The sequence below is a fragment of the Daejeonella sp. AP26 genome (assembly GCF_056680515.1).
The window spans coordinates 649853-667629 of the sequence record NZ_CM155286.1 but is presented as its reverse complement, the minus strand read 5'-3'; the positions used below and the strand labels follow the sequence as shown (position 1 = coordinate 667629).

Below are 17777 nucleotides of genomic sequence, written 5' to 3'. Positions count from 1 at the left end.
AGCGGCCGGATAATTCTGAGTATGGCTGGTATAATGTTTCATATCTCAGATCTAACATCTAATGTCTCATATCTAATATCTCACATCTCACGCTGTTATCTCACATCTAATATCGATTATCAAAAGTAAATACCATCTTTGCAATCTCATCGTTTAATTGCTGTTTTCAACAGTTGTTAATTTCTTCTGTGAATCTTCCAATTAGCTTTGAATTATTTTTGCCTCACCAGTTTAGAATACATATGTTTAAACGATATATCTGCCTCACTTTACTCCTTTCTGCTGTTGCTTCCAAATCTTTTTCTCAGCAAACCGCATGGTTTACCCTCAATCAATCTTATAAAAGTGGATTAGAGCTTTTAGACCGACAAAAATATGCTGCTGCATCTGAGCAGTTCAGCCGGGTTAAAGCCTGGAATGTTTTGCCGGAGTCAAAACCTCTAAATAATCCAGAGATCAGCTTATTAAAAGAAAATGCTGAATATTACCAGGCGTTATGTGCGCTGGAGCTTGGCAACCAGGATGCTGAAAGCTTATTCTTAAACTTCATCGCCCGTCATCCGGTTAACCCGAACACCCGGATGGCTTATTACCAGGTTGGCCGCTCTTATTTCGCTCAGAAGAATTATTCTAAAGCCATTGAATGGTTCCGGAAGATTGACCAAAATTCTTTAAGCGCAAAAGAAAGTGCAGAATATCGCTTTAAATTAGGGTATTCATTATTTGAAACCAAAGACTATACAAGCGCCGAGCCTTTGTTCGGAAAGTTGAAAGATGAGAACTCAGAATACAAAGAAGCCTCTATCTATTACTACGCTTATATTAATTACCTGAGTGCTGATTACAAAACTGCCTTAAAGGAATTTGAACGCCTAAAAGGTTCTACCACCTATCAGAATTCGTATCCTTATTACATTTCCGCACTGTATTTCCTGGACAAGCGTTATGACGAGGTGTTGAGTTATACCATTCCAGCGCTTAAAACGATCGATCAGCAGTACCAAACGGAGATGCTCCGAATAATTGGTGCTTCCTATTTTGCGAAGTCCGATTATAAAAACGCTGGCGATTATTATCTCCGCTTCCAGGCTAACGATAAGGGAAAAACTCAGAACAACCAGGATAGCTACCAGATTGGTTATACCTACTACAAGCTGAAACAATATGAGAAAGCAGTTAAAGAACTGGAAAAGTTAGATACAGCTGATCAGTACTTCCAAAGCGGAATGATTGCTCTGGGAGAATCTTTTCTAAAGACAGGTAATAAGCAATCTGCCCGCAGTGCTTTTTTCAAAGCTTCGAAGCTGGCTTTCGATAAGTCCTTACAGGAAGAAGGATTATTCAATTACGCTAAACTATCCTACGAGCTGGAGTTTCACCAGGTAGCTTTAGATGCGGCTCAGGAGTTCATTAAAACCTATCCCAGGTCAAAGCGTATCGATGAAGCTAAAACTCTCTTAGGCGAGATCTTACTAACAACGAAAAACTATAAGGATGCAATTGATATTCTGGAAAGCATTCCGAATAAGAACGAAAATGCCAAAGCAGCATACCAAAAAGTAACTTACTATAGAGGGCTGGAGTTCTACAACGAACGTGCTTTTCAAAATGCCATTTCGGTGTTCATGCGGTCAAACAACAACGCTGTCGACAATGACATAGAAGCTCTTTCAACTTATTGGCTTGCTGAGGCTATGTTTGAGGTAAGGAAGTTTGGCGAGTCGGTAGAAAACTTCGAAAAATTCTTAGCCATGCAGGCTGCAAAAAAGACAGACGTCTACAACTTTGCTAATTACGCTCTGGCTTATGCCGCCTTTGAGCACGAAAGTTATGGTAAGGCAGCCAATTACTTCAACCGTTTTATTCAGAGTAATGAGCGTGATCGCAATACCATTAATGACGCAATCATCAGGCTTGCCGATTCTTACTTTGTATTAAAAGATTACGGCAGTGCACTCACTAATTATAATAAGATCATTGCGTCAAACGCTCCGGGTGGAGATTATGCGTTATTCCAAAGGGGGATGATCCAGGGATTACAAACTCAGAACGACGCTAAAATTGCGACCCATCAATCACTGTTGAGTCAGTATCCTAAATCTAATTATGCAGATGATGCAGGTTTTGAGATTGCCTATACCTACTTCGTAAAGGGTGACTTCGAAAAATCTAAAACTGATCTTACCGCCCTTATCGAAAAATATCCCCGAAGCAGTTATGTGCCGCGTGCTTTGGTAACCATCGGCTTAGTATACTACAACCAGGATCAGGATGAACCTGCATTGGAAACCTTTAAACGGGTGGTTAATGAGTATTCTACCACCGATGAGGCAAAACAGGCCATGGAATCCATCAAAAACATTTATCTAGATAAATCAGATGCCGACGGTTACTTAACTTATGCGAACAGTACGGGAATCGGCAACTTAAGCACTGCAGAACAAGACAATCTCACTTTTCAGGCAGCAAACAACCGCTTCCTGAAAGGTGACTATATCGGAACTTTTGATGCTGTACATGCATACTTTGATAAATTTCCGAAAGCAATTCACGAGAAGCACGCAAAGTTTATTCGGGCTGAAAGCCTTGTAAGGCTAAATCGTCCTGATGAAGCGATCGCAGATTATGAATTTATTCTTAACGACTGGACCAGTGAATTTACAGAACGGGCTCTAATAAGCATCTCGAAAATATACCTTAAGCAGAAGAAGTACAATGAAGCTATTGTACATCTTAAAAAGCTTGAAATAACTTCAGAATATAAAGCCAATTACGGCTTTGCTGTCAATAATTTGATGGAAGCATATTCGAATATCGACATGCCTGATGAAACTTTGAAGTACGTTTCGTTGATCAAGGCATCTGCAACAGCCTCTGAAGAAGATAAATTAAGAGCAGGCCTGTATGCCGGCAAAGCGAACCTAATGAAAGGTGACACCACTGCAGCTGTCAAAGATTTCACAGATGTTGCCGAAAAAACAAAAACAGTTGCAGGTGCCGAAGCTAAGTTCAATGTAGCCAACCTTCAGTATTTAAAGGGTGATTATAAAACATCGTTAAAGACTGCTTTTGACCTTACCAATAAAATGCCTTCACACGATTACTGGGTAGCAAAAACTTTCATTCTTATTGCCGATAACTATACCGCCATGAATGATAACTTCCAGGCTAAAAGTACCCTTCAGAGTATTGTTGAAAATTACGAAGGTAAAGAGGAAGATATTCTTCCGGTAGCGAAAGAGAAACTGGAAAAATTGAATACAAAGAATTAAATGTTTGATCAACCAGGAGAATCTCATTTTGCCTGTTAGACGTCATAAAAAATTAGATAATGAATTTAAAACGATCATATTTAAAACCTTCAATTGCTGCTTGCCTGATACTCTTTTCATTTTCATCACTTGCCCAGGTAACGGAAACTCCGAAAAAAGAAACGGACAAGCCTAGTATCGCTGAGGAAATTGAGGTAGTCAGACCTTATAAGCCTATTCTTGCCGAAGCAGTTAAAATTCGCCGCAGTCCTGACTTGAACGACAACAAGCCCTTTAAGCCTGTTCTTACATACACTATCCTGGACAAAAAACTAGAGCTGAACTCAAACATCAAAGAACTTCAGGCACAAAAATTGGCGGATGAACAACAAGCGACTCTTTTAAATAATTACATAAAGATTGGTGCTGGGAACTTGAATACCGGTTTAGGTGAGGTTTATCTGAATACCGGACAAGATGAGGCCTTACAGGCGGGGATGTTTATAAAACATCTGGCTCAGCAGGGAAGTGTAAATAAGCAACAATTTTCAGAACAACAGATCTCTGGTTTTGGAAGAAGCATTGGTACCGATAGAACCTACGCAGGAAAGCTGGCCTATAACCGACGGTCAACGTATTTCTATGGTTTCAACCCCGCCTTACCTGCTCCAACTGGTGATCCCATAAGACAACGTTTTAACCTTGTTGAAGGAGAGGCAGAAATGCTGAGCAATTTTACCGAAGATCCTGAGATCGCTAATTATGCAGTGAAAGTGAATGGCTATTTATTTGGCAATAAGGATCAGGGACGTGAGAACTCATTTATTTTAAGTGGATATGTAACGCGTCCGCTTGGTAATTTCGATATTGGAATTGGTGCGTCTGCTGACTATACTGGTGTAAAAGATTCATTATATGATATTCGTAACAATATATTACGCGCAAACCCTTACATCAAGTATAAGGGTAAAGGTTTTATATTAAACCTCGGTTTAAACCTGGTTCATGAATTTGGAGCAGAAAGCCGCACGAACTTATTTCCTGCAGTTTCTGCAGAAATCCCCATTGCGGCAGAGTACGCAGTGCTGTTTGCGGGTCTTAATGGTGATGTGTTAAAGACAACCCTGAAAGATCTTACTTATGAGAACCCTTACCTTGGTACAGATTACCTTTTAAAAAATGCTTTAGAAAGGATGAATTTCTATGGCGGAGTTAAAGGTAATGCTGGTGCAGGCTTTGGCTTTAAGGCGATGGCCTATTTTAAGAGAATTGAAGATCTGCCACTCTTTGTAAATGACCCTTTTAATGTGAGCCGTTTTAATGTTGTGTATGATGAAGGCACCAGCGACATCTTAGGCTTTGAAGGTGAACTAACTTTTAAAGCTTCAGATATCATTGACATAACCGGGAAAGCTGAAGCCGCAAGTTATAAAATGGCAACCGAACAGGAGGCCTGGTTTAAACCGGTTTTACGTTTAAGCTCCAACCTGAGAGCTAAAATCAACGAAAAACTGAGCATTGATGCGGAAATTTTCTTGAATGGCGAAAGCAATGCTAAAACGATCACCTTTGATCCCATGCCAGTTGAGAATTACGAACTGATAAAAAGCTATGCTGATTTCAGTGCCGGCGGCGAGTACAGGATCAATAATAAACTAGGCGTATATCTGCGTGCGAATAACATTTTCGGCAAGTCCAACCAACAGTATCTGTATTATCAAAAGCTAGGTTTTAATATCCTGGGTGGGTTCAACTACTCATTCTGATTTGTTTGCCCGATTTTGGAATTATAAATTATCTTTACCCGAATGGACATTGCCCCCTATATCGCGGATCTCCTGCGCCAGCATGATGAGGTAAATGTGCCTTCTTTAGGAACATTCAGCAAAAAGCAGAAGAGCGGATTTTATGACCTTGAAAGACAAACATTCTTTCCGCCTTCGCATGGGCTAGTGTACAAAACGGCTGATGATAATAGCCTTCTTGCAAGCTATATCAGTGTAAAGAAAAATATCTCTCTAAGTACCTCCAATTACTTTATAGAAAAGTTCGTTGCTCAGATTAAATCGCTGGTAACTACTCAAGGCCAGGCAGAGATTGAATCACTGGGAATTCTAAAGAAATCGAAAGATGGCTATATATTCATAGATATTCTGAACTTCGATGATCAGGGTGAATACTTCGGCCTTCAGCCTGTTAAAGAATTGAAAACCGTTGCAGACGAACAGGTTGCTCTAACTACGCCGGAGTCCAATGTCACCGAAGAAATAAAAGCTGAAAGTCCAACTATTGCTGCCCCTGTTTCAAAGGAAGTAATAATCGAAGGAAGAAAAGTAAGCACAGCAAGTAAGATCCTGTTGGTAGCCGCCTCGTTAATCCTGATCAGCATTATCACATACCTTGTAAATCCTAAACTTTTCGAATCTTTTAGACAGGAAACTAGTATCCCTGACCGTAAAATTCCTGCAAAGAAGCCTGTTCAGGCAACCGTTCCAAAATCGTTTGAAGATTCGCTTGCTGAAGCTGACACTATTTACCAGGAGCTTACTAAACAAGGTTTTGATGTCGAAAAACCGAGAGATACCCTTGAAGTTACTACTCAGGCAACAGCCACCCCTGCAGCCCTACCGGCAGTATCATTTGAAATCATTGGAGCAGCATTCGCCCGTCGGTCAGAGGCAGAAACCTATGTAAAGCTGATGAAAAGCAAGGGAGTTTACGCTAAAATTGTCGACGAGATGCCTGGCTCCAAGTTAAAGATCAGCCTGGGCACTTTCAATGATGAAGACTCCGCAAAAAAAGAATTAACCAGAGTACAAAAAGAACTAAATAAAGACGCCTGGATTGCCCGGGTTAAACCAAAGAAAACCAATTAACAATGATGTTTTTATTACAAGCTGATACCCTTACACCAATTACAGACAGCGCCGCTGCAGCTCTTAACGTAGTAGCCCCACAGGGCGAGGAATTACGATTTATTGATTTACTTTTTAAAGGGGGCTGGGTAATGCTTCCGCTGGCTTTACTTGCTTTTATCGGGTTGGTGATCTTTGTTGAAAGATATCTGACCATCCGCAAAGCCTCATCCGATGAGTCAAACCTGATGCAACAAGTTAAACAAAGTGTCATATCAGGGAAACTTGATTCCGCAATTGCCATTTGCCGCAACAGCAATACGCCACTTGGAAGGATGCTCCAAAAAGGTTTGCTTCGTATTGGGCGTCCGATAAAAGATATTGAAGGAGCCATAGAGAATGTTGGGAAATTGGAGGTATCTAAATTGGAGAAAAATATAAGCATTCTTGGAATTATTGCCGGTATTGCTCCCATGTTAGGTTTCGTAGGAACTATTATTGGGGTAATTACAATCTTTCATGATGTTTCTTTAAAAGGAATTATTGAGATCGGTACAATATCCGGAGGTCTTTATACCAAGATGATCACCTCAGCAACTGGATTGATTATAGGTATTATAGCCTATGTACTTTACCATATACTAAACATTATGGTTGACAGAATAATCCTGCGAATGGAAACTGACGCCATCGAGTTTATCGATCTATTGGAAGAACCAGGCAAATAGTTTGTCAGCTAAAACCTAACTCCTAATAGCTAACACCTTAAATACATGAATCTTAGAAAAAGAAGTAGAAGGCCTGCGGTTGAAGTGCATACATCAGCATTGAACGATATAATGTTCTTTCTGCTGTTATTCTTTTTGCTGGCCTCCGCAGTAGTTAACCCGAACGTTGTCAAGTTATTTCTACCACGATCCAGTTCGGGACAAGCGGTGCCACAAAAGACGATCAATGTCTCTATTACCAAAGACCTGGAGTATTTTGTAGAGAAGGAGAAAGTACCTGTCGATCAATTATACCAACGTATTGAAACTTATCAAAAAGTTTCCCCTGATATGACCGTCATTTTATTCGCCGACCGTACGATTGCTATAGAGAATGTCGTTGAATTGACAGACATCGCCAACAAATTGAAAATCAAACTTGTTTTAGCTACAGAAACAAAAAAATAATGTATTACGGCAGACAAGAAGAAGAGAATAATTATCCAAAAGCATTTGCCATATCCACAGTTATTATGGCTGGCTTGCTTGCGCTTAGTTTCTTTATTATAGCCAGCCGGGCAATGCCGCCGGAAGAAGTAGGCACTGGAGGAATCATTGTAAATTATGGCACTTCTGTAATCGGTATGGGCGATGATTATATGAGTGTGGACGAGCCTTCTGTTGCGCCTGATGCAAATAATACTCCACCTGATAAAGTTATCACCGAACCCACGCCTTCCAATACGCCCGCTTCTGAAGTTACTGATAAATCTATTGTCACTCAGGACGCAGAGGATGCTCCCGAAATTGTAAGCAGTGAAAAGAGCAAGGCTAACAATCCATCAGTGAGCACACCCGCCAAAGAGAGCAAGCCAACCGTAAACCAAAATGCGCTATATAAAGGAAAAAAGAATGATGGAACCGGCAAGGGTGATGGTACCGGTGATGTAGCCGGAAACCAGGGCGATAAGGATGGCGACCCGCTTTCTCCTAACTATGGTGAAGGAGGTTCGGGCAATGGAGGTGTTAGTCTTACCTTAGCCAATCGCCGTTTTTTAAGCACACCAATTATTGACGACAAAGGCCAAAGCTCCGGCAAAATTGCAGTAGAGATTCGAGTAGATAAGACCGGTGAAGTGGTTTTCGCTCGTGCAGGTGCGCGAGGTACTACCCTATCAGACCTTGCACTCTGGCGTAAATGCGAAGCTGCCGTTTTAGGTGCAAAGCTTAATCGTTTGGAATCTGCTCCTGATGTGCAAATTGGGGTCGTTATGTTCAATTTCAAGGTGAAATAAGCGGTGTTTTATTTCCCTCTGCTGAATTTTATAAGCAATCGCGTTGATTCATAAAAGTGTTTCCCAGCACTTTATAGACAACGATATAACAAAAAACCAGAAGTTTCTTAATTAGTAAAAGAATGTTGTACTTTTCACAATATTCCTACCATGAAAATAAGATACTTCCTTTTACTAGCGGTTATCTTCAGTTGCAGCTCCGCATTTGCTCAAAAGATCAGTTATGAGAAAACGTTTGAAAAAGCTTTAGCGAAGTCTAAAGCTGAAAACAAACCGCTCTTTCTATTTATCGATTTAACACCGCCGGCAGGAGTTACAAATTACCTGGCCGGTTTCAATACTCCGGAGGTCAGCTCACTATATAACGAGCATTTCATAAATTTCCGCACAGAGCGCGAAGATCAGGCTGAGTCTTTTCCCTTAATTAAAACATATAGCATAACCAGATTCCCAGCCTTCATTTTTATTGATAGTCAGGGCGGACTAATCTTTAATGATTTCGGCAATTCCCTAACTTCAATTAAATATATTGACATGGCCCAACGGGCAATTAATGAGAGCAAAGGAAAATCACTGATAGATTTTGATAATGAGTATGCCTCCGGTAAGAAGGACTCAACTTTTCTAAGGGAATATATTCTGAAAAGGCGCAACGCTGGAATAACAGATAACGCAGACCTCATCGAGGAATATATTCAATACCTATTAATAAGCGATTTGGACCATTATAGTAAAGTTATGTTTATTCTTGAAGCAGGCCCCACTGCTGATAGTAAAGCCTACAAGCTTGCATATACCAACAAATCGATAGTTGACAGCATCTACAAAACAGAGCCGCTCGCGAAACGAACATTTGTGAATAACACAATCATCAACAATTCTATGGCTGAGGCGATAAAATTGAAGAGCATTCATAAACTACATAATGTAGCAAACTTTGTAAGAACCACCTGGGGACAAGATTATCAGCAGGGCCAAAAGAATTCCGTATTAAAATATTTACAGTATTACCAGGCAGTAAATGATACAAGCCAGTATTTGATGGCCGCCAGTAACTACTACGAGCAAAACTATATGCATATCAGCGCTGATTCTATCAAAAGAACTGATATTAAAAAAATGGAGGATGCCCGAAGTGCTGCACTGAAAGACGCTCCTGCAAATCCCGGCAAAGATGGCATTAGAAGCTTTGCAGTCATGCAATCAAAAAATGCCTTCTCCGGCGAGCTGAATAACGGCGCATTCAGCATTTATCAAACAGGAACCAAAAATGCAAAATACCTGACAACAGCGATGCTCTGGAGCAAAAGATCAATTGAACTAGATCCAAAGGCTGCTTATTATGATACTCTGGCACATCTGCTCTACAGGTTAGGATTTCATAACGAAGCCACAGCGACTCAGAAAAAGGCCATAGAGCTTGCAAAAGCAGAAAAACGAAGCTATAAGAACCTGCAGGATGAGTTAACGAAAATGGAGAATAAATCGCTATAGTTGCGAGTCCCATCTGCTAGAAAGGTTTTTTGCCGGCAGGCTCTGCTAGTCTTTAACGAGCCCCTTTCGTAAGGGCTCACTGTCCCAACCGCTGTCTCTTTCCAGGATTTCTTCATCTTTCAAATCCCGCAAGATCATCTCTTCAAGCTCGACGATCTGCTCTTTCGCTACACTGATATATGAGTTCTCGTCGTTCCGATACCTCATCAGTTCGCTAAGAGATTTCTCGTCATGCTTTAAGAATATTTTAGCAGCCCGTTCCGTTTGATAAGCTCTGAAGCCAAGCATTTTCAGAGCATCGGCACCTAGTCTTATCGAAGAATCTAAAGTTTCACGGTAAATATAATCGACGCCTGCCTCCTTCAAATCATAAGAGTCGTTCCGATCGTAAGCTCGTGAAAGGATCTTTAAATGAGGGAACGACTTTTTCACCAGCGCTACCATCTCCAAGCACTGTTCAGGAGTGTCCATAGCTATGATGATCATCTTAGCCTTCTCGGCACCGGCGGCCTTCATGAGATCAAAACGTGAAGCATCTCCGTAATAAACGTTATAACCAAACTTCCGCAGCAAGTCTACCCTATCGGAGTCGTTGTCCAAAATGGTTGCAGAAACGCCGTTGGCCTTCAAAAATCGTCCTACTATATTACCGTATCTTCCGAATCCGGCAATAATTACCGGCTGTTCACCATGAATCTCGTCGGTAACTCTTTCAGTCTCTTTAGATAAGAATCGAGGAAGGATCTGTCTTTCATTCAATAGGAAAAGAAGGGGTGTAAAAAACATACTCAGAGCAACCACGGCAATTAAGAGGCTCACTACATTAACATCTATCAAGCCATAGGGTGCTGTAAAAGCGAAAAGAACAAATGCAAACTCACCCATCTGCGACAGAGAGACAGCGAATATCATATTCTGATCGCCCTTAAGGCCGAAGAATTTACCAAGCCCGAATAATATTACCCCTTTAACCAACATCAATCCTGTCACGAGTGCTAAAACCGTAAAAGGATTAGATTTGATAATGTTAAAATCAATTGTTGAGCCTACGGATATAAAGAAAAGTCCCAGAAACAAACCTTTAAAGGGGTCAATATCACTTTCTAATTCATGCCGGTATTCACTATTCGCCAGCACAACACCAGCCAGGAAAGTTCCCAGTGCTGGACTTAACCCCACTACGACCATCAGTTCGGCAATAGCAAAAATCATTAGCAAAGCGGTAGCCATAAATAATTCTCTTTGCCTGGTTTTGGCCACCCAACTGAACATTGGCCCTACAAGGTAACGTCCGGCTACTATAATTCCTCCAATGGCCCCCAATACAACGAGAGCTTGCTGCCAGCCATTCAAATGACTTATGAGGTTGTCGGTATCTGATACAGTAATTTCACCGGCCAATAATGGAAACAAGGCGAGCAGGGGGATCACCGCTATATCCTGCGACAAGAGAACAGCAAATGCAGATCGGCCGGATGAAGTTTTGAGCAGGCTCTTCTCGCTTAACGTTTGCATAACGATGGCGGTAGAACTCAAGGAAAGGATGCCCCCAATTGCCAGTGACGCCTGCCAGGATTGCCCGAGGAAAAATGCAATACTTCCAATAACAGTCATAGTGATAAGTATTTGCATTCCTCCCAGCCCAATGATGAGCTTGCGCATACGCCAGAGCAAGTTAGGTTCTAGCTCAAGGCCGATCACAAAAAGCATCATCACTACCCCAAACTCAGCCACATGCATCAGCTCCTTTCCTTCTTTGCCTACAAATCCCATTACAAAAGGACCGATCACTACTCCCGCAATCAGGTAGCCTAATACAGTTCCGAAGCCCAGCCGTTTGGCGAGGTTTACCCCAATAATAGCGGCGGCAAGGTATACGACAGCTTGAAATAAAAATTCGTCCTTATCCATCCTATAAACTGTAAGGCTTATTAATCAGATCGTTCATATATTTTGCTTTTACCAGGTCGTCCTCCTCAAAAATTCCCTGACTTAAGCCCAAAATGACTTTCAAATAATCTTCTGCAAAAGTCTGTATTTCACTGGAATTTAATAAATGGGAATTGTGTACTACAAAAGGTGGATAATAAGTCATCCTGCATAAAAAAGCGGTTTGATCCATAGGTGCTAAGAGTTCGGCTATTGTATACCGGTTATGTCCCTCTCTTTGATAGGCAGCGAACCCACCGCCCGTTGTAATGGTATTAAAGATCTTTTTATTACGCAGGTGTGTACCTTTTACACCGTACGCCCACCCATACTCCAGCACAAGATCCATCCACTGCTTTAATAGCGGTGGAAAACTGTACCAGTAAAAAGGATGATGAAGTACTATGATGTCATTCTTCAAGAGCAGGCTTTTCTCATAGTTTATGTCAATATCAAAATCAGGATACTCCTCGTAAATATCATGAATAGTGATATTTTCCAAATTACTGACCTCATCGATTAATGCTCTATTGACCCGCGACTTCTCGTATGCCGGATGTGCAAATAATATCATTATGGAAAGCATATCACAAAGTAGAAAAACTATAAGATATTTGGTCTAAATAAAGGTGATATAAACAGGTTGGGATGAATTTAACCTTCAGCTAATATTTTCGCGTGTTCATATTCAAACACTCTGGTTGGATGACTCCTGGGACTAGCAATATTTAATGAAAGCAAATTTTTTCAGGAGCAATTTAAACAGAAAATGGCCCTAATAATTCATTAGGCAGGCTTTATTCAGACCTCCTCCGTGTCTTGCCGCTAAATTAGCGGCAAGACACGCACATGAACCGAAGAATACCTGAGTGAAGACCCATCTTGAGCAGTATTTTATGAAGTTAAGACGCATCAACTATATTCTGTAAACTATTAACTTTAAAGAAAAGTTACTCCCTCAGATCTTCAAAAGTATGTAGAAATTCAAGTAATGGAAGTTTACTGCAGAATATACATGGAGTAAAGTTAGAACAAAAAATTCTATAAATTCGTGGCGGAAAATGATGACTTATCAGCAAACCATTGAGTATTTGTACTCCCGGCTTCCTATGTTTAGCAGCCAGGGGCAATCAGCAATTAAGCCAGGGCTGGAAAATATTATCCAGTTTTGCGAATTACTAGATAACCCTCATCGCAAATTCAAATCGATACACGTGGGTGGCACCAACGGAAAGGGGTCAACTTCGCATATGCTTGCTGCGATACTGCAGATTGCGGGATACAAAACCGGCTTATATACGTCACCCCATCTTCGCGACTTTCGGGAAAGGATCCGAATCAACGGTGAGATGATCAGCGAGGCAGAGGTCACTTTATTTATTGAGGAACATAAAGCCAGCATTGAACAGATCGAGCCTTCTTTCTTTGAAACTACTGTAGCTCTTGCCTTTGATCACTTCATGAAGCACGCCGTGGAAGTGGCGGTAATTGAAGTTGGTTTGGGTGGTCGTTTAGACTCTACCAACATTATACGACCAGAACTGTCCGTAATCACAAATATAGGGCTGGATCATGTAAATATTCTTGGAGAAACTTTGCAGTTAATTGCGGCTGAAAAGGCTGGCATCATAAAGTCAGAAGTGCCGGTGGTAATTGGTGAACGGCAGCAAGAGATAGCTGACTTTTTCATCCGCACCGCGGCGGAATGTGGTTCAAGGATTGTTTTCGCTTCCGACGAGTGGGAAATTAAAAAAAATAACGAGGATTTAAATGAACACAACGCCAGGCAGCCGATAGTCAATTTGCTTGATGTTACAGTTTTCCCAAAACTAGCTAATCACCTAATGATTAAGTCTTTAAATTCGCCGCAATCTTTTAAATATTCCCTGGATCTAACGGGTTACTATCAGCTCAAAAATCTGGCAACCGTCCTAAGCTCTGTTGAACAGTTGCGTTTGAAAGGATTTAAGATTAGTGATGACGATATTGAAAGCGCTTTAGAGAGGGTCACGGCAATTACCGGCTTGATGGGACGCTGGCAAACTTTAAGCACCAAACCTCTTATTATCTGCGATACGGGCCATAATGTGGATGGCATCCGGGAAGTACTTAAAAACATTAACGCTACCCCTTTTGATCACCTACATATGGTAATCGGTATGGTAAAGGATAAGGATATCACCAAGGTGCTGAAATTACTTCCTCAAAAAGCAACCTATTATTTTTGTCAGCCGCAAATTGCACGGGCAAAGGATGCAGATGACTTAAGACTTGACGCTGGAGAAGCAGGTTTAATCGGAAATGCTTACCAATCGGTTAAACAGGCACTGGAAGCCGCTAAAATAAACGCCGGCTCAAATGACCTGATTTTTGTTGGAGGAAGTACTTTTGTGGTTGCCGAAATTGTCTGAAAAGAAGTAGCTTATTGAACACTTAATATCGAAGGATCATTTCCTTCTCACTGCCGTTACCCTGGTACCTTCACTTGTCATCGTCTCGAATACAATTTCATTTTCAGATAACTTGCTAACCAGGAATGGAAATTCCCGTTCACTGCCATCCGGAAGATCCTCCTTATAGCGGATCATTCTGCCTTCAATACGGTACGTACCTGATGACAACCTCTTACCTCCCCAGAAGATATTGAGTTGATTCCCTTTTAAAAACTGAATATATGGTTTTGCTTTTCTTAGATCTTCCACTGTGGTACTATCTTCCGATCCGGGATTCAAGCTTTTAATTTCAATATAGTCCCAGTCTCCAACTAACTTCTCCTGATTAAGAGTAAAAGTGCAAGCTCCGAGGATCAGTAAACAGCAACATACAAAGGTTAAGGTTTTCATCCGCCAAAGATATTTAAAAAATGAAGCGTTAAAAATGTCTCTCTGGGTTGAAACTGGTTTAAGGTAAACTATCGTCTAACTGGTCTGGTATACTATTAGACCGTGTTTTCTCATTAAAATTTGTAATTTTTTATTGTTCTTTTGCGTAAATTTATTCTGTCATAATTTAGAGCCTGGTTTGTAAAATTTAAACTGGCAGTCATGATAGAAGAAATTACTCCTGCTTCTGCACCTCACCGCGGATTAAAAATACTTTCTCCAGAAACTTCTGTTACAAGTAAATTACCTGCGATTGACAGCCACATTTCGTTTCTACCTTTTGTTAACTTTTTAAAAGATAAATTGGCTACTACTTCGGGAACAAGGGCTGACTTCTACAGATACCTTATTCAGAAGTTTGAGGAAGAGCCAGCGCTATTAAAGAAGGTTGGAAACATCCATCAACTTGATGATCATGAAGAGCTTCTGGAATTTCTTTCAACCGCTATCTTCCCAGTAGTATGCGAGGAAAGTGAAACCAATTTTACACTCTCTGCTCCGTATAACTTCAATATCTTCTCATATTCCGAATCATTCAAAAAACTTTTTATTGATCCGGAAAAAGAGCATTTTCAGTTGCCAGAAGAAATATCTGAAGAGCATTTACGGGAAGCACAGTGTGCGATGATCTATGATCATGTGCTGGAAAAATATTACGGCATAAAGCTCAATGAAAGCCCCGAACTAGTTTTCCCGGTGAGGGATCCGAAAAGTGGTATGAAGCGCTATTTCAAGATGCGTTATGACCGTCGTTTTATCGATCTGAATTTAAAGGGGAAACTTCCGCCTATTCAGGATTGCGCTGTGTGCTTAAATACGTTCAGAATACTTGACCTGGAGCAGCAGTTAAAAACTATGCCGCTGGAGTTGTTCGAAGCGGAAGGGTTTGCGGTATGGGTGGCAGAGGATGTTACAACAGCTGAATCTTTGGAGCAAATGAAAAAGATATTGCTGGTGCCGCACGAGTGTGACGCGGCTACGGTAAAGGATTTAAAGAAAGCGATACAGGCCCTGATCGGTTTAAATGATATCGAAATTGGCTTGATGCCTTTTTTTAAAATCAACGATAGCTTTTTACTGAATGAAGATTGTACCCGACAAAGCCTGGCAGGGAAACACTGGCGGGCGAATGACGAACAAAGCATACTGACATTCCGGAAGTTTATAGATTTTCAAAAGGTGAATCAGGAGCCTATGCCGATCACTAATTTGGACGAAAGTTTACTGAACTTTGCTCCATTCCTCAAACCTCTATATCAGGAAGGTATCAGAAGCTATATATACTACCCGATGCAAAACAGTGATGGATTGCTTGGTATGTTGGAAATAGCTTCAAAAACGCCAAATCTATTTACTCAGCAGGTGATGGCCCGTATAGAACCAGCTATTCCGTTAATATCACTCGCCATGCTTAAGAGCCGGGATGCTTTCGATAACCGAATTGAAAGGTTAGTTAAAGAAAAATTTACAGCCCTGCAGCCAGCGGTAGAATGGAAATTCTCTGAAGTGGCCTGGAATTACCTTCAAACAAAGGAACCCACGGCCGAAACTGGTAAAATATTTTTTGAAAACGTGTTTCCCTTGTTCGGTGCTGTGGATATTCGTAACTCTTCTATAGAAAGGAGTTTTGCGATACAAAAGGATTTTAAAGAACATCTAAACTTAGTAGACCGGACACTAGATGAATTGCAAAAGTACATCCATCTAACCTTGCTGGAAGAATTGCAGTTTAAGAATCAGAGGTTTCAGAAAGCCATCGAAGATATACTACTTCCGGAGGACGAGGTACACCTTACCGACTTTCTGATGAACGAGGTAGCTCCGGTATTCCTGCATCTCCAAAAAAGTAGTGGCGAAATATCGGGAATAGTTGATGAGTACTTCCGGATAGAAAAGAACTGCGACGGTCTGCTTTATCATTATCGTAACGAATACGAGGAAACCATGAACCTCATCAACCAGACGGTTAGCCGCTACCTTGATAAACAAGACGAAAAGTTACAATTATCATATCCTCACTATTTCGAGAAATACCAGACTGATGGTGTGGAGTATAACATATACATCGGTCAGTCAATGGCTCCAGACCGCCCTTTTGATCTTTTATACCTCAAAAATATTCGTTTAGGACAGTTGCAGGCTATGGCAGAGATTGCAAGAATAACAAATCAGCAGTTGCCGGAGTTTAAGGTGCCCTTACAGACAACTCAGCAAATACTTATTTATAATAAGCCGATATCCATCAACTTCCGGAAGGATGAACGGCGATTTGACGTAGAGGGCTCTACTAACATCCGCTATGAAGTAATGAAGAAAAGAATTGACAAAGCATGTATTAAAGATACTCACGAACGACTGACCCAGCCCGGTAAAATTGCAATGGTTTACAGCAATCAAAAAGAAGCTTTTGAGTATGAAGAATACATTCATTTTCTTCAAAGCAAGGGACTTTTAAAACAAGGGATTGAATATATAGATCTTGAGGAAATGCAGGGTGTGACCGGCTTAAAAGGCATGCGGGTTGAAGTAAATTTAGATTGATTTTACCATTCTAGCGAGTTTACCATAATGGAAATTAAGTGATATAATAACCTGCTAAATGAGAGATATCAAATAAAATACATTAGATTTATATAGCAAGTTTGAATCATTTTTTATCATTTATCTGATTAACTCGACTCTTCTGCCAGATCCCCCCTTCGTGCTTATCATCCAACACCGTAACGTTTAGATTTTGCTGCTGCGTGTTCTCATTTCTAAGCTACTATTTTAAGAAGTTGCTATATCAGATTATTGAGTCCGAACAAAACAATCAAATTACTATAAACAACATCATCATGAAAAAAGCAACAGTTTCAATCATCAGCCTGGTGATACTATGTCTGATGGTAACCAGGGTTTCGGCACAAATAGAGTTGCCGGAAGTAAAAATTACCGGGATTCGCAATGTCCCCGTGAAAGTAGATGAGGCCTTCAAAAGTACTTTTAAGGATGGACAAGATCCGGTTTGGTACGCCGCAAATAAAAATTTCCTTGTCAAATTCATTAACAATGACATGAGAAACAATGCTTTATTCCGCAAAAACGGAAATATGATCTATAATATCAGCTACGGCTATGGAAAAGATCTTCCGGATAATGTAAGTACTCTTGTTAAAAACAAATATGACGATTACAATGTAGTTGTTGCCTTTAATGTTAAACAAGACAACCGAGATGTCTGGATTGTGAATCTGGAGAATGAAAAGAACAACGTTACAGCCAGAGTGGAAGATGGTGTATTGAATGAAGCTTCGAGGAGCAGAAAAAGATGAAAGGTTACTATAGATATAAAAAGCACCTGCATATCGTATGAGCAGGTGCT

The 17777-nt window shown here is 40.7% G+C and carries 13 protein-coding genes; 10 read left to right on the top strand and 3 right to left on the bottom strand.

Annotated elements, in window-relative coordinates; genetic code table 11:
- Positions 1 to 242: 242 nt before the first annotated feature.
- The 7 genes from AC1MCB_RS02885 to AC1MCB_RS02855 all read left to right on the top strand — a co-directional run bounded on the left by AC1MCB_RS02885 (position 243) and on the right by AC1MCB_RS02855 (position 9602).
- Positions 243 to 3272 carry a tetratricopeptide repeat protein gene (locus tag AC1MCB_RS02885; protein ID WP_479967243.1) on the top strand — a complete coding sequence of 1010 codons (3030 nt, stop codon included), beginning with the start codon at positions 243 to 245 and terminating at the stop codon, positions 3270 to 3272.
- 59 nt (positions 3273 to 3331) lie between these two features.
- Positions 3332 to 5017, top strand: a complete 1686-nt coding sequence (locus AC1MCB_RS02880) for a hypothetical protein (protein ID WP_479967242.1) — start codon at positions 3332 to 3334, stop codon at positions 5015 to 5017.
- Between the two features lie 42 nt (positions 5018 to 5059).
- A complete protein-coding gene (locus AC1MCB_RS02875; protein ID WP_479967241.1) occupies positions 5060 to 6127 on the top strand; it encodes an HU domain-containing protein in 1068 nt (355 codons plus the stop codon).
- A gap of 2 nt (positions 6128 to 6129) precedes the next feature.
- Complete coding sequence (locus AC1MCB_RS02870; protein ID WP_479967240.1) at positions 6130 to 6834, top strand: MotA/TolQ/ExbB proton channel family protein; 705 nt, start codon at positions 6130 to 6132, stop codon at positions 6832 to 6834.
- A 45-nt stretch (positions 6835 to 6879) separates the two neighbouring features.
- Positions 6880 to 7281: an ExbD/TolR family protein gene (locus AC1MCB_RS02865; protein WP_479967239.1), complete on the top strand. Its 402-nt coding sequence runs from the start codon at positions 6880 to 6882 to the stop codon at positions 7279 to 7281.
- Entirely contained in the window at positions 7281 to 8108 is an 828-nt protein-coding gene (locus AC1MCB_RS02860; RefSeq protein ID WP_479967238.1) for an energy transducer TonB, read from the top strand. The genes AC1MCB_RS02865 and AC1MCB_RS02860 overlap by 1 nt, the downstream gene beginning before the upstream one ends.
- A gap of 150 nt (positions 8109 to 8258) precedes the next feature.
- Positions 8259 to 9602, top strand: coding sequence for a hypothetical protein (locus AC1MCB_RS02855; protein ID WP_479967237.1), 1344 nt, complete (start codon positions 8259 to 8261; stop codon positions 9600 to 9602).
- Positions 9603 to 9647: 45 nt separating this feature from the next.
- Here AC1MCB_RS02855 and AC1MCB_RS02850 read toward each other — a convergent pair whose 3' ends face one another.
- Both AC1MCB_RS02850 and AC1MCB_RS02845 read right to left on the bottom strand, forming a co-directional pair.
- Positions 9648 to 11513, bottom strand: a complete 1866-nt coding sequence (locus tag AC1MCB_RS02850; protein WP_479967236.1) for a monovalent cation:proton antiporter-2 (CPA2) family protein — start codon at positions 11511 to 11513, stop codon at positions 9648 to 9650.
- A 1-nt stretch (position 11514) separates the two neighbouring features.
- Complete coding sequence (locus AC1MCB_RS02845) at positions 11515 to 12105, bottom strand: NAD(P)H-dependent oxidoreductase (protein WP_479967235.1); 591 nt, start codon at positions 12103 to 12105, stop codon at positions 11515 to 11517.
- Between the two features lie 487 nt (positions 12106 to 12592).
- Between AC1MCB_RS02845 and AC1MCB_RS02840 the strand changes: the two genes are divergently transcribed.
- Positions 12593 to 13942, top strand: a complete 1350-nt coding sequence (locus AC1MCB_RS02840) for a bifunctional folylpolyglutamate synthase/dihydrofolate synthase (RefSeq protein WP_479967234.1) — start codon at positions 12593 to 12595, stop codon at positions 13940 to 13942.
- 36 nt (positions 13943 to 13978) lie between these two features.
- Here the strand turns inward: AC1MCB_RS02840 and AC1MCB_RS02835 are convergent, their stop codons facing one another.
- Positions 13979 to 14374 (bottom strand): hypothetical protein, encoded by a 396-nt coding sequence (locus AC1MCB_RS02835; protein WP_479967233.1) that lies wholly within the window; start codon positions 14372 to 14374, stop codon positions 13979 to 13981.
- A gap of 201 nt (positions 14375 to 14575) precedes the next feature.
- On the opposite strand from AC1MCB_RS02835, the gene AC1MCB_RS02830 reads away from it, so the two are divergent.
- Entirely contained in the window at positions 14576 to 16954 is a 2379-nt protein-coding gene (locus AC1MCB_RS02830; protein WP_479967232.1) for a hypothetical protein, read from the top strand.
- Positions 16955 to 17250: 296 nt separating this feature from the next.
- Positions 17251 to 17727, top strand: a complete 477-nt coding sequence (locus AC1MCB_RS02825; RefSeq protein ID WP_479967231.1) for a hypothetical protein — start codon at positions 17251 to 17253, stop codon at positions 17725 to 17727.
- Positions 17728 to 17777 lie beyond the last annotated feature (50 nt).